This is a genomic window from Paenibacillus paludis (assembly GCF_042610515.1).
Lineage (GTDB): Bacteria > Bacillota > Bacilli > Paenibacillales > Paenibacillaceae > Paenibacillus_AQ.
Map to the genome: position 1 here is coordinate 46,833 of NZ_JBGJZP010000002.1, position 13,690 is coordinate 60,522.

Sequence of the window (13,690 nt, forward strand, 5' to 3'; positions counted from 1 at the left end):
CATTTATTTATCCTGAGCCCCCGAAGAGGTGCGAATCTCTTCGACCGCTTCTTCATTTCCATCCGCCGCATTGAGGTAAATCCGATACTGTGAACCATTGATTTTGCCGCCAAATTCATAGGTCAGCAGTTCAACAGCATCCTCATTCTCGATCCAGGCCATCCGGTTGTACAGTTCCTTGAATTCCGGATTCAGCTTCTCTCTGGCCTTGGCGAGGGACAGCTCAGGTTTTGGAATTTCACGTTTCTCCTGATGCTCACGGACATAATCGCTGGCTTGAAAGCCCACGGTTCCTCCGGTATCCAGCCCGACGCGCAGCGTCAATTTCTCAGGATAAATCAATACACCGTCTTTGCTGCTTACAAAAGTTAAATTCCCCAAATTATTGTATCTGTCAGCACTGACTGCCGTCATGCCGGCATAGCCCTTCTGCTTCAGAAACTCCCCGGCTTTGGCGACAGCCTGCTTCATGGATACCTTGGCTGGTCCGACCTCGCGATTGTCATTGTACGAAATCAGCAGTCCGCCCTCCACCGTGAAGTCCATGCTGATGGGAGCTTTGTGATTCGGAGGTGTTACAGTGGCTGTATAGGAAGCCCATTCGGTTCCCTTGCCATTCTCCCTAACATCCACCTTGGTATTAGCACCAGTATCGGCAAACTTTACAGCCTTGGCTTTGATATCCTCTGCCGTGACAGGTTTACCGCCCAGCTTCTTAACGGAACGCTTGTCATAAATGCTGGCAACAGAGGGTCCCCAGTCCAGCTCAGGATAGGCCGCCACACGCTTGTCTACCGTCTTGAAGCCATCAATAATTGTATTGTCTTCCGCCTTTTCTTCTGTAGCAAGAGCTGACTCGACATCCATCCAACGCAGCTTATTGCTGATGACCTTGTTCTGTACCTCCTGCAGATCCTTGGAGATTTCACCAGAATTCTTATAGAGCGCCTTTAAATTCTCCATCTCAGCTTCGGTGAGCGGCTTCTTGGTGAAATCGCGGACAGCAGCTTTGTAAGAGAAATTGGAGATCTTGGAGAGGAACTCCTCCGTTTGGCTAAACGGCAGCAGCGTAAGCGGCAGTTGGTTGATCTCATTCTGCGCCTCGCTGGTAAGCCGCCATACATTGACTAGTCCTTTGCGGTGCACACCGTTAGAGGCCGAATTGACGGCAAGTGTGTTTCCCAGCTCTCCATGAAGCCGCTCCACATGATAGGAGAGATCGTGAAAAGCCCGTTGATACTGGTTCTCCGCTTTAATCAGAATCGAATTTTTCTCCTGGTTCTCCTGATACCCCCACACCAGTGCGCCAATCAGCAAAAGCGCGGTAAGCGGGAACATTATGGCACTTAATCTTTTGTACATAGGGCTGCAAGACTCCTTTCGGTAGCTTATTGCCGTTAGTTTGACAATAACTGAGAAGTCTTATGCACCCGGCAGGCCGATAATATCAAGAGAATACTTCCAAGCAGCATTTCAGCCACATTCCTCGATCTGAAATCCGCTGCTGCTGTTGCACAGACATTGCTTGAAGCCGGTCTGGATGACTCCCTCTTCCTTGTTTCCTCTTAATATGTAGCTCTCGCCGCACTGCTTACAGACAATCCGAACTTTTACGCGCAAAAAAAAGACACCTCGCTACTCTCTGGAATTCCTTGCTTACGGGAACTACCCTTCAAGTTTAAGTGTGTCCATCTCTATTACAGGTTAACCTCTTCCTCCCGCTTCAGAAAACGAAACGGCGAACGGTTGTTGGCCCGCGCCACCTTGCCCATTCCTCCGTACCACAATACGGCCATCAAAGGTACGATATACCAAATCCAGTAATTGGGCGACGTGCTGAGGATAAAATCGTAGATTCCGTGCCACAGCCAAGGCAGCAGCAGAGAGACCAGCAATATTCCTCTGCCTTTGCCCGGTTTCGAGAACTTGGCCCTGCCCATGTGGTAGCCCATAATGACCCCGAACATTGCATGTCCCGACACCGGAAGCAGCGCCCGCATAATCATTGAACCTATTGAAGCTTGACTGTACCAGGCGTACATTACATTTTCTATTGTTGCAAAACCGAGCGAAATCGCCACGGCGTATAGTATTCCATCATATGGCTCGTCAAATTCGGTATGGTTGTAAATCATATGGTACAGCACAAACCACTTCAACCCTTCCTCCACCCCGGAGGAAATCAGAAAAGAATCGACATAAGGTCCACTGTCCAGCCCAAGCGTAAGACCTCTCTGAATGATCATTACCGGAAAAACAATCAGCAGTCCAAGCAAAAACACCTTGACCACCATATGCAGCGGTTCCTGATCGTACTTGTCTTTCAGATAGAAAAAAGTCAGCAGGGCAAGTCCCGGTGCCACTGCCGACGAAATGACCGATAACCAAAGCACCGAATAACCTCCCCTGAAACTAGACCCATTTCTACTGCATTATCTTCCAATGGTCGAAGGAAGGCAGAAAGCACCCGCTGTCCTGCCGTTCCTCAATTGTTATTCCTGGCGCTTAAAGTGAGTGCACAACAATTGGATCGCATTTTCGGCCATAACCGTCTTTCCGTATTCATCCAGTACGGCCTCGGTAACCGGCGAAGAATCGCCGAACTCTGCCAATACGGCAACAAGTCCAGACAATGCCGGCTCCTCAAATTCCTTCGGATCGAAGTAAAGATACCATTTATTGTTATAAGAATACAGTTTCCCCTGGGAAGTAATATTGCCGATGAGTACATGTGCCGCTTCAACCAGAACCTCAAAATCGCGGAATGCATACACAATGGAGTCGCTTTGTTCAAGAGTAACTTCCATTTCATAAATCTCTTCAGGCAATTCTTCTTCTCCGGGCGCACCGTACTGATGGTGATCATATTTCCCCCGGGTCACAATAACGACCATACCTTGCGCGGGCATTGCGAACACTTCTACGGCAAGCGGACCGGTAGCGTCAAAACCAAGTTCACTATACGCTTGATCCATCATTTCCGTAAAAAGGTCATGCACCTTGGGAACTTCCTGCCACATATCTTCCTTCTGGATGCCCCGCTCGCTCAGGTCGTCAAAAGTGAGGAAAATCCGTATCTTATCTTGACTTAATCGCTCTATTCTCATGACAGGATCCTCCTTTTGCAAGCTCATTTAATATTAATGTATGATGAGTCCCGAGTAATGAGCCAAAAATGGTTACTATGTATGTATGTTATCATTTTGCTGCCATAAATGCACGTAAATAAATATATTTAATCACCCAATTGTGCCGGTTTATTGATAAAAAAAGAATCATTTTGCGGATGGAATCCTCCCCAAAATGATTCTAGCGCTTTGCTTTGCGGTTACAAACCCGGTATCGCTGTATGTGTTTCTTTGAGAATCTGCTCTACTTCATGCTTTACATCAGGGTTGCTGCGGATGAAATCCTTCAGCATATTGAGGTTGGCTTCCTTGGATTTAACCGTGGACTCCCCCTTGTGATCGGCACTGCTCTTCAGCTCATGCGAGCCCTTGTCCTGGGAGCTGCCGCCGGCGGCGGTGTTTCCGAATCCGGTCATGGCCATGCCCAGAATTTTGTCCTTCGCTTTTTCACCGGCTCCTTGCATCGAACCGCTTGATCCGAGGGAGGACATCATGGCGCTGCGTTTTTTGGACATAATCATACTAGCGGCTGCACCCATCACCACTCCGCATAAAAATGACGAAGTATTCATATCTCTAACCTCCTTGTATGGTAAAATCATGCTTAGTGTTCGCGGAAAGATTCCGACTCATACAGCAAAGTTACAAGAAAGCGAGATGAAAAAAGTGGTTAAAGCGACATCAGCACTGCTGCTGACCGCCATTTTGCTGGTATCCTGCAGCAACGGCGACAACAGCGGCAAGACAGTGAACAACAATGCTCAGCCGACAGCGGCGGCAACTGAAACAGCATCGCCATCTTCTACGGCTCTAGCCGCTCAGGGGAATGATACTGCGGAGGCAAGTGCCTCACCTCAGGCGACACCAGCCGGCTCTTCAAACACCGGAGGGACTGCGGGCGGAAGCACAGCCACGGATGGGCAGGCAGCGACTTCCGGCGATGCAGGTACCGCTCAGCCAAGCGGAGAGACAAATCCAGCAGAAATCCCGCTCCTGTACCATATGAACAAAAATTACGACATTGTTCCGAATGAAGAAGGCACCAACAAGAAAGTCATCCTGCTGACCTTCGATGATGGCCCGAAGGAAGCGGAAATGATCAATCCGCTGATGGATACCTTGGACAAACACAAAGCTAAAGCGATCTTCTTCGTGAACGGCTACCGCGTCAAAGAACATCCCGAGCTGCTTGAGCTTATCCATAGCCGGGGCGGAATTATCGGTAATCACAGCTGGGATCATATCAAGCTGAAGGACGAATCCTATACCGAAGTGAAGAAACAGATCGAGGATGTGCAGAAGATTGTCAAGGAAGTTGTAGGCGAAACCCCGCATTTCTTCCGTCCCCCGCATGGAGCAGGCGGCGATGTCGGCAAGAAGGTGGCGGCAGAGAACGGACTGCTTTATATGACCTGGTCCGTAGGATCACTAGACTGGGAAATGAAAGAAAAGGATGCCAATAAAACGGAGAAGCTGATTACGAATGTTACCGACCAGCTTCATTCCGGAAGCAACATCCTGATGCATGAGCTTCCCTGGACCGTGGAAGCATTGGATACGCTGCTTACGAAGCTGGAAGCCAAGGGTTACAGCTTCGTAGATCCGCGCAGCATTGAGCTGAAGATGCGCTGAGTATTGCTGCGTCCCTGTTCTATATAGAAGACAATAAACAAGAGGTATCCAGCGCATGTTGCGGAGGATACCTCTTGTTTATCTGCATACATAACCCGATCCAGTGCAGGCCAGCAGCCGCTAATCCGGCTCTCTTAACCTGATTGCTCAAGCGGTTCCCTGCCCTTTGCGCAGGGTCAGTACATGCATTTCTGCCGGACTGCCCCAGCGCAGCGGCAGATGAGCGGTGCCGAAGCCGCGGCTGATTAGCATTTGGACGAATGCTCCCGAGCTGTCCTTCCGCTCAAGCTGGTACATTCCGGCATTATATTGCTGGTAGAACGGATCTGTATGCCTCTGCCTGATCAATGGCAGAACCACCTGTCCACCATGCGTATGGCCGGCAAGAATAAGATCTGCGGGCAAGCCGGGCTGCTGGGACACCCAAAGCGGATCATGAACTAGGATAATCCGGCAGCATGAGGAGAGTGACTCAGGGACCGGAGCCAGAGGGGCATACGCTTTTTTGCCGCCTTTCTTCGGGAAATCCACACCGGTCAGCAGCAGACATTCATTTCCCCGTTCAAGTGTTATATTCTCATCGATCAGCAGGCTGGCCCCGCTGCCGCGGATAATATTGTCCACCAGCGAAATATTTGCCCGGTAATCATGGTTACCGTGAACGGCATACACAGGTGCAAGTGAAGCCACAAGCGCCATATTATCAACGAGACGGATTATGGGACTCCCCTTCTCCGTCAGGTCACCTCCCAGAAAAACAGCATCTACTTTTCCATGTAAGGGATCGAGCAGCTTTTTGGGAAGCCGGCGGCGATGAATATCCGTGATAAACAGAATCCGGTAACCGTCAAATTCCGCTGGAAGTGAACCGAGAGATATTTCCTCGGCAATAATGTTCTTTTTAAATGCCGAAACTACCATAATTGCAGCTACTATACCCAGCAACAGGAGCAGGGCCACCATAATAATTATAACCCAGCCGGTTACCATAGAGTCCTCAATTCAGGAGCTCCTTCAAACCCCCACCAAAAGAGCGAAGCCAGCAGCATGACAAACATTACGATCAACGAGTTGACGAAGATTTTACTCAGGCGGATACGTTCCGAAGGGTAGGTCTGCGCACGGGAAGGCGTATCTTCCCCCTCCTGCTCTGCTCTATCATGCTTTACGGAGGTTTTAGCTGCGGTGCTGGAATGCCGGGCCTTCCTTGACAGCGTACCGGACACAAGAACAGGCGCTTCCGTCTCTTTGGGGGGAGATACGGCAGCTTGCTTTCTATTTTTACCTTTGACCGGAGCCTGGCCTTCGCCTTTATATTTTTTCTGGCGGGACTTCACCCGGCTTAAGTCGTCACTCATGATACCCTCCTGTAGCGAATCATCAGACCTGAGAACAGGTCGATGAAGAAATGACATAAAATCGGTGCCCAAATCGTTCCGGAATGGATGTATATATAACCAAGACCGTAGCTGCTGAGGAATACCCACCCGGTCGGAATCCAGTGCCGCAGATAACGTACATGAATAACTGCGAAAAGAATGCTCGTCCAGTAGGGACCCAGTCCATGCTGAATGGCACCGCGGAACAGGAGTTCCTCGCAAACTGAAACAACCGCTGCAATGACAACAATATGCCACAAAGGGCGGTTGCCGAACAACAACTGGTTAATTCCTCCGTCATCCATGCTTTCTTCTGGTACAATATAAGTCAGAATAAAATCCACAATCAGCATAATCCCTGCCAAACCAAGGCCCCAGTACACAAAATTTACACTGTTAGGAAAATTTAATATGTCAAACGGATTTCTTTTCTGCAATAATATCCATATCAAACCGATAAATAAGGTAAGGCCCTGTGTAATGTAGAGATTGATCAGCAGCAGCTTGTCGGTTAACGCTTGAGGATCGGCTTTTTTAATCTTTATGTCACCTAATTTGAATTTTTTCATTGTAACCTGCCTGTTCTATATTGTTTTTACATAAGATAATTTCCATAGAAGAAGGAGCACTAATTATGAACAGTCGTACCTCCCGCACTCAAATGTTATACACACTAGGTTTTGTATTTTTCCTGATATGCGCTTTCGCCGCTTTCTTTACGGGAGTGAAAGTAGGTGCAGACAAGACAGAAGCTAAATATTCCCACCTGATTGAAGCTGATGGCGCATCGGAGGAATTCTCCGGCTCTTACCAGCAGCAGGATCTTGTTACCTTCTATCATAACGTATTTTTGCCGTATCGTGAATTCAAGCGGAATTGGAACAAAGAGGTAGACAGTTTGTCACGCAGCACGGATGCCCGTGAGAACGCGGCCACACTGAAAAATCTCAGTATTCTGGCGGACAAGCAATATGAGAAGGTTAACCAGGATTCCATCTTCAGCGGCTCGCCACTCCTGTATCAATCCCAGCTTAACATACTTAAGAGCCTGACGCTCTTCTCCCAGGCCTCCAACAAGGTGTCTGCTGGATCATCAGGCACAGAAACAGCCAAAGCGCTGAAGAACGATAACTTCACGGCCAGTGCCATGCAATTCGGGCTGCTTGCCCAGAAGGATTTCTATGACTCTATGCTGAAGTGGGGTTCCAAGACCAACAGCAAAATCCCGGCGGTACCCAGTGAACTGAAGACGCTGTCCTTCATCCAATGGAAGAAGATGCCGCTCCTGCTTAAAAATGCTTCCATCGCCGAAATGATGCTGAACCGGGGAATTTACGCCGGTTATGATCCGCAGGATATCACGGCCAAAATAGACGACATGATCTACTCCGGCATGGCCAGCTCCCTGAAGCTGCAGGATGTCCAATCCTCTGTTACACTGCTTATTTCTACCGGAGCTATACAGGAGCAGGACTTCATGAAGTGGCGTGAACAATATTATGGCAAAGAAACGATGCCGCAGCTTCCGTTTTTCTATGAATAAGACTAGTATATTGCATCATAACGAAAAATGAAGCCTACTTCAAGGCAGGCAGGTTGTAATAAGCCTATTGACACTTTTGGTGCCACCATGTTACATTATGAAAAAATTAATCAAGCAAAACCGATGATGGAACAAGGATGCTGGAAGCCTTCAGAGAGCCGGTGGGTGGTGCAAACCGGTGGCATACAGATATCTTTAGCGCTCCTGAGATATTGTATCGAACTATAAGTAGATGCAATCGGATCATCTCCGTTACCAGTGTGGCCTTTGCAGGCCAATGAGGCTGCTTCTTCAACGTTGCAGTGAATTAGGGTGGTACCACGACAACTCTCGTCCCTTACTACGGCAGTAGTATGGGGTTGGGAGTTTTTTTGTTACCCGGAATCCGTCTTTTGGCCTAAAAGGCCCAAATTTGGCAGGAGACCGACCTCCTACACTCTCTTTCTTTTATGCGACAGCGCGTTACTCCGTTATTCCGACATGCTTTTTACCCGTTTTGATGCTTCAGGTACTGTGGATTGCCTTATCAGGGCATCCTTGGCATATTAAGCTTTATCACTTTAAGGGGGACAAGAAACCATGTTTAAAGTATTAGTATCGGATCCAATCAGTGATTTGGGCATTCAGCAATTGATGGACGCAAACGACGTGACTGTAGACAAGAAGACTGGACTTAGTGAAGAAGAGCTTATTGCAATCATCGGCGAATATGACGGCCTGCTCGTACGCAGCCAAACCACTGTTACCGAGAAAATTATTGCCGCGGGCACAAACCTGAAGGTCATTGGCCGCGCCGGCGTCGGTGTCGACAATATTAAACTGGAGGCGGCAACGCAGCATGGCGTTGTGGTCATCAATGCGCCGGACGGAAATACGATTACGACCTGTGAGCATGCTTTTGCCATGATGATGGCACTCGCCCGGCACATTCCCCAAGCCTATGCCAAAACGATTTCCGGCGTATGGGATAGAAAGACATTCCTCGGCGTAGAACTACGCGGCAAAACACTGGGTGTTCTCGGCATGGGACGGATCGGCAGCGAGGTGGCCAAACGGGCCAAAGCCTTCGGCATGAACATTCTCGCTTATGACCCGTTCCTGACTCCAGACCGTGCGGAGAAGCTCGAAGTGAAGCTGGCCTCCGTTGATGACATTGTCCGCGGCGCTGATTTCATGACCGTGCACACACCGTTGACACCTGAAACCCGCCATATGATTTCCCGCCCGCAGTTCGAAGTGATGAAAAAAGGCATGCGCATCATCAACTGTGCCCGCGGCGGCGTAATCGACGAAATGGCATTGGTTGAAGCCATCGACAGCGGCATCGTCGCTGGAGCAGCATTTGACGTATTCGAGCAAGAGCCGCCACAAGCGGATCACCCGTTCCTCTCCCATCCAAAAATCATCGTGACTCCGCATCTGGGTGCTTCGACCGTAGAAGCCCAGGAGAATGTAGCCATCGATGTATCGGAGCAGGTGCTGCATATTCTGCGCAACGAGCCGTTCATTAACGCTGTAAACATTCCTCCGGTTGCGCCAAGCGTAATGAACAAGCTTCAGCCTTACTTCACACTGGGTGAGAAGCTTGGCAGCTTTGCAACACAGCTGACGGACGGCGCTATTCGTGAAATTCATGTTGAATATGCCGGGGATCTCTCGGATGTGGATACACAGCCGCTGACCCGCTATATTGTAAAAGGCGTGTTCACCCGCCACTTCGGCAGCGATGTCAACATCGTCAACTCCATGCATCTGGCCAAAACGCGTGATGTGAATGTTGTCGTGACAAAGGCTTCCAAGACCAAGGGCTTCACTAATCTAATCACCGTTACGCTGAAGGCCGAACCGGATGAAGAACGCCTGGTAGCCGGAACATTGCTCCAGGGCTACGGCGAACGCATTGTCCAGGTCAATAAATTCCCGGTTGATATCGCTCCGGAAGGCCATCAAATTGTAATCTCCCACAACGACAAGCCGGGGATTATCGGTCTCGTCGGCACTCTGCTTGGACAAAACGATGTCAACATCGCTTCGATGCAGGTGGGACGTAAAATTGTCGGTGGTGCAGCTATCATGCTTCTGACCGTAGATAAAGAGGTGCCGCAGCATGTGCTTGTGAAGCTGGCTGGCTTGCCGGAAATCAACACTGCCGAAGAGGTCGTTCTGCTATAGAAGCCATTTCGTATCATCTATAGTTCTGGGTATTAGCAAAAAAATCGCTCTTTCGAAAATGGAGGCATCTGCAGCCATTTCAAAAGAGCGATTTTTGTTTATTCCGGAACTTTGAATACCGGGACGACCCGCCCGTCAGCATCAGTGAATCCGTATTGTACCGCAAGGCTGCCTACCTGCTGCGGGATTCCCGTTATGGACATTACCTCTGGATCTGCAGCCAGCTGAACCACGGCCCGCCCGATATAGGCTGTGGACTCACTGGTTTGCAGCTCAGGCACCTCCTGCCAATGCTCTTCATCTGTATTGAGGCTCTCCAGCACCAGTTCAGTCCGCATCCAGCCGGGCGACAGCGGGATCACGGCTATACCGTCTGCCGCAAGTTCTACCGACAATCCATAAGCCATGCGCACCAGCGCATTTTTAGCCAGATCATAATAGAAATTGTCAATGTATTTGTAGTGGTCCCAATATGTTGTATGAATAATAATACCACCGCTCTGCCGGTTGCTGCGCATTAGCGGAATCGCGTAATAGTTGGTCATCAGCTGCGCTCTGACTCCCGCATCGAACATATGGCTCCAATGTTCCAGAGGCAGCTCCCAGAAGGGTTTGCTCTCGATGGACAGCTCATTACCGCCCCATACATTGTTGACCAGGATATCCAGCCTGCCCTGCTCCGACGCTATCCGCCGGATGACTTCTTCCGTTTCGCTATCCCGGGTATGGTCGCAGCGGATCGCTTCACCCTGCCCTCCAACCGCCTTGATTTCATCAAGAACACTGTCTATCGTCCCTTTACGCCTTCCTTCTTGGGAAAGCCCCGTGCATCTGCCTGTGATATACACATACGCACCTGCCTTTGCCAGCTCCAAAGCTATCCCCCTGCCAGCTCCCCTGCTTCCTCCGGTAACCAGTGCCACTTTCCCTTGCAGATTTGTCATACTACCGCTCCTCTCTTCTTTGTTGATCTTAGTATCATTGGTTCTTCTGCTTGCTATACTCATCATAAACTCTATATATGACATCAACTGACATATATATATGATAAAATGAAAAAAGATTGAAATTATATAGATTGAACATGAGAATTACATGTAGGGAAAAGTGGCGGAGGGGAATTTTGGAACTGCAGGAGCGACAGCGTCCGCCTTTAGGTTTGGATTTCTACCGCAATTCGCGGTTAAATTCAGGAAATCCAAACCTAACAGCGGCCGGAAGTCCAAACATTCTCTGTAGTCACGGCCAATCCCAAAATAGAAGAATTATAAGTTCAATCTATATAGGGGGATACTCCCTATGAGGAGGACGTATGAGAGCAGACCGTTTATTATCCATATTGCTTCTGCTGCAGAACCGCGGCAAAGTCACCTCCCGTGAGCTGGCCAGCACCCTGGAGGTGTCCGAGCGGACAATATTTCGTGATATGGAGGCGCTTAGTGCCTCCGGAATACCCGTGCTGGCAGAACGAGGCCGGGAGGGGGGCTGGATGCTCACCGAAGGCTACCGCACATCCCTAACTGGAATGAAGCCCAACGAAATAGGCGCTCTCCTGCTCTCTGCCGATTCGACAATCTTGAAGGATCTTGGTATTCATGAGGATTTCACGATTGCATCGCGCAAGCTGGAGGCTGCTGCCTCAGGGAATAAATCCCCTTCCGCCAACTATTTTAACCAGCGTATTCATATAGACAGTGAAGGATGGCTTTCATCCGAGGAAAGCTTCCCTTTTCTTTCAACCTTACAGGCAGCTCTTTGGGAAGACCGGAAAGTAAGTATTTCTTATCTGCGCAATGGAGAAATAAAGAACAGAATCATTGGACTGCTGGGCTTGGTGGCGAAACGGGGGGTATGGTATGTTATCGGGCAGCATGAGGAGCAGTTCAGAACCTACCGGGTTTCGAGAATCGTTGCCGCCCAAATATTAGAGGAAGCTTATTCACGACCTGACGATTTTGAGCTGACGAGTTACTGGGAGTTGTCTAAAGTATCGTTCAAATCCGCTCTTCCCAGTTATCAAGCCAAATTCACGCTAAAATCTTCCTCCCTTCAAGCCTTAAGGCAGGAACGCTTTGTTACATTGCTGTCCATAGATGAATCTCCTGATTCTGCATGGCTGGAGGTCGAAGCTGAGTTTAACGTCATAGAAGCAGCTTGCCGAATCATGTTGTCCTTGGGTCCCCATGTGATCGTCAGGTCACCAGAGGAACTGCGTATAAAAGTATATAAGGCTGCACTGGAAACCGTCCTATTGGGTCGTCGGGTGAGTCGTCTTCCAGCTACTGATTCAATTTAGCGGCTTCATCAAGTTTCTTTAAAAACTCTGCCGGAGTGCATCTTCCATCCATTAAGGATTGATGGGCCTCCATTACTTTATTTTTAAATTCATTACTCCCTTGATCCTGGAGGGGGGTCCCGCTGGAAGTTGAAATGGAGCTAAAGATGTCTACCAGTCCTTTTTGCAGCTTATTTTCTGCCCCAGTCAGGTATTGCTCGAATTTTTGAGCGGGTATCCCTGCTCCACTTTGCCAAATAAGCTTCGCCCAATTCTCTGGATCGTAGAAGTATTTCAAAAATTGTACAGCCTCCTCTTTATTCTTAGAATGGGCAGAGATCGAATATCCCCCGCCGAACCAGGCTGCGACATCCGTCAGCTTGCCCCTGTCAGAAGCGGGATACGGTGCAGCTGCAACATTATTCCGGAATTCTTCCGAGAAATTCTCATCCGTAGCAAGACTGGATTCCCAGCTCCCCATCAAAAAGAAAGCCGCTTTACCTTGTCCAAACAAGTTGCGGGCTGCGCCGTAATCCGCAGTCAGGAAGCCGTCCGCAAGTGTCTTCTCTTTCTGGAACCGCTGTAATTCTTTAGCCGCTGCAAGAAATTGTTCATTGCCTGTAAAGGTTGCTTTGCCCGCGAGAACCTCGTCCATTTTGCTGAAATCACCCGTATGCCGCTGAGCGATGTACTCGAACCAGATCGGTAGTGACCAGCCTTCAACGGCATTGGTTGTGATGGGATTAATGCCTTTCTCTCTTAGCATCTTGCTTACCTTAAACCATTCTTGTGTAGTTCCAGGAACCGAGATACCGGTGTCGGCCAATATTTTTTGATTGTAATACATCACAAAGAAGTCGGTATTTCTAGGTAACCCGTATAATTCACCGTGCTGCTTAAATCCATCGAGTGAGCCGGAGACGAAATGGTAGGAGGTATAATCCGACTCGTTCAGCTTAGCCAACAAACCTGCATCAATTAAGGGTTTGATAAAAGAGGTCTGCCCCCAGGATTGAATAATATCCGGAAGAGCATTCGATGTAGCGTATATTTTAACTTTTGATTTATAAGGCTCATCCTGCAATGCCTCGACTTCTATTTTTACATTTCTATGTTCTTTCATATAAGCGTCTATGATTTGCTGTTCGATTTTCCCCTGTCCATTCTCGCGGTCAGCAAGGGCTGTGAATAATTTCAACGTGACAATCCCCGGTGTCTCTGTATTATTCTCAACTTTTATTACAGGTGTCTTGGAATTCATATTCGTAATACTAAATATTGCGCCAGCTGTCAAACCGGTTATGATCAGTATGGATAGTACGCGGTATTTCTTTTTCATCCTCATCCTCTTCCCCACCTCTTGAGAAGTTATTATTTCTAAAATTTAGGGAACAGCACATATATTATTACCTTATTTGTAGTTATACTGATGATATTCTATGTAAAGTAGGGTGAGATAATATTAAACCTATCGTGACGCGTTATCGAGACATTTCACTGCAGTATAAACTACTGATCTGGGTTATCCCTCTACTGATCCTTACTGTAGGTTTAACTGGCC

General features: G+C 48.6%; 14 protein-coding genes and 1 other annotated feature. Of the genes, 4 read left to right on the forward strand and 10 right to left on the reverse strand.

Annotation, left to right across the window (positions count from 1 at the left end):
• Window positions 1-3 precede the first annotated feature (3 nt).
• The 5 genes from ypeB to ACAN56_RS03575 all read right to left on the reverse strand — a co-directional run bounded on the left by ypeB (window position 4) and on the right by ACAN56_RS03575 (window position 3,700).
• On the reverse strand, window positions 4-1,362 hold the full coding sequence (gene ypeB, locus ACAN56_RS03555; protein WP_379140511.1) for a germination protein YpeB: 1,359 nt from the start codon (window positions 1,360-1,362) through the stop codon (window positions 4-6).
• Window positions 1,363-1,473: 111 nt separating this feature from the next.
• Complete coding sequence (locus ACAN56_RS03560) at window positions 1,474-1,620, reverse strand: hypothetical protein (RefSeq protein WP_179091702.1); 147 nt, start codon at window positions 1,618-1,620, stop codon at window positions 1,474-1,476.
• A gap of 77 nt (window positions 1,621-1,697) precedes the next feature.
• Complete coding sequence (gene prsW, locus ACAN56_RS03565) at window positions 1,698-2,393, reverse strand: glutamic-type intramembrane protease PrsW (protein ID WP_038594548.1); 696 nt, start codon at window positions 2,391-2,393, stop codon at window positions 1,698-1,700.
• A 99-nt stretch (window positions 2,394-2,492) separates the two neighbouring features.
• A complete protein-coding gene (locus ACAN56_RS03570) occupies window positions 2,493-3,107 on the reverse strand; it encodes a genetic competence negative regulator (RefSeq protein WP_038594550.1) in 615 nt (204 codons plus the stop codon).
• Between the two features lie 221 nt (window positions 3,108-3,328).
• Window positions 3,329-3,700: a hypothetical protein gene (locus tag ACAN56_RS03575; RefSeq protein ID WP_038594552.1), complete on the reverse strand. Its 372-nt coding sequence runs from the start codon at window positions 3,698-3,700 to the stop codon at window positions 3,329-3,331.
• Window positions 3,701-3,794: 94 nt separating this feature from the next.
• Here ACAN56_RS03575 and ACAN56_RS03580 point away from each other — a divergent pair, with 94 nt between their 5' ends.
• A complete protein-coding gene (locus tag ACAN56_RS03580) occupies window positions 3,795-4,760 on the forward strand; it encodes a polysaccharide deacetylase family protein (protein WP_489685692.1) in 966 nt (321 codons plus the stop codon).
• A 147-nt stretch (window positions 4,761-4,907) separates the two neighbouring features.
• Here the strand turns inward: ACAN56_RS03580 and ACAN56_RS03585 are convergent, their stop codons facing one another.
• Genes ACAN56_RS03585 through ACAN56_RS03595 form a run of 3 tightly spaced genes read right to left on the reverse strand, consistent with a single transcriptional unit; the run spans window position 4,908 to window position 6,708 of the window.
• Window positions 4,908-5,750, reverse strand: coding sequence for a metallophosphoesterase (locus ACAN56_RS03585; protein ID WP_379140517.1), 843 nt, complete (start codon window positions 5,748-5,750; stop codon window positions 4,908-4,910).
• Complete coding sequence (locus ACAN56_RS03590; RefSeq protein ID WP_038594556.1) at window positions 5,744-6,118, reverse strand: hypothetical protein; 375 nt, start codon at window positions 6,116-6,118, stop codon at window positions 5,744-5,746. Before ACAN56_RS03590 ends, ACAN56_RS03585 begins: the two co-directional genes overlap by 7 nt.
• Window positions 6,115-6,708 (reverse strand): CPBP family intramembrane glutamic endopeptidase, encoded by a 594-nt coding sequence (locus ACAN56_RS03595; protein ID WP_379140519.1) that lies wholly within the window; start codon window positions 6,706-6,708, stop codon window positions 6,115-6,117. The genes ACAN56_RS03590 and ACAN56_RS03595 overlap by 4 nt, the downstream gene beginning before the upstream one ends.
• 65 nt (window positions 6,709-6,773) lie before the next feature.
• On the opposite strand from ACAN56_RS03595, the gene ACAN56_RS03600 reads away from it, so the two are divergent.
• A complete protein-coding gene (locus tag ACAN56_RS03600) occupies window positions 6,774-7,682 on the forward strand; it encodes a hypothetical protein (protein WP_038594560.1) in 909 nt (302 codons plus the stop codon).
• A 114-nt stretch (window positions 7,683-7,796) separates the two neighbouring features.
• Window positions 7,797-8,023, forward strand: a binding site (T-box leader).
• Between the two features lie 238 nt (window positions 8,024-8,261).
• Entirely contained in the window at window positions 8,262-9,854 is a 1,593-nt protein-coding gene (serA, locus tag ACAN56_RS03605; protein WP_076109875.1) for a phosphoglycerate dehydrogenase, read from the forward strand.
• 98 nt (window positions 9,855-9,952) lie between these two features.
• On the opposite strand, the gene ACAN56_RS03610 is transcribed toward serA, so the two are convergent.
• Window positions 9,953-10,798 (reverse strand): SDR family NAD(P)-dependent oxidoreductase, encoded by an 846-nt coding sequence (locus ACAN56_RS03610; RefSeq protein ID WP_379140522.1) that lies wholly within the window; start codon window positions 10,796-10,798, stop codon window positions 9,953-9,955.
• A gap of 368 nt (window positions 10,799-11,166) precedes the next feature.
• Here ACAN56_RS03610 and ACAN56_RS03615 point away from each other — a divergent pair, with 368 nt between their 5' ends.
• The gene (locus tag ACAN56_RS03615) at window positions 11,167-12,150 is read left to right on the forward strand and encodes a helix-turn-helix transcriptional regulator (RefSeq protein ID WP_379140524.1); all 984 of its coding nucleotides are present in this window, start codon (window positions 11,167-11,169) and stop codon (window positions 12,148-12,150) included.
• Here the strand turns inward: ACAN56_RS03615 and ACAN56_RS03620 are convergent.
• On the reverse strand, window positions 12,134-13,474 hold the full coding sequence (locus tag ACAN56_RS03620; protein ID WP_379140526.1) for an ABC transporter substrate-binding protein: 1,341 nt from the start codon (window positions 13,472-13,474) through the stop codon (window positions 12,134-12,136). The two genes, ACAN56_RS03615 and ACAN56_RS03620, sit on opposite strands and share 17 nt — an antisense overlap.
• Between the last annotated feature and the right edge of the window lie 216 nt (window positions 13,475-13,690).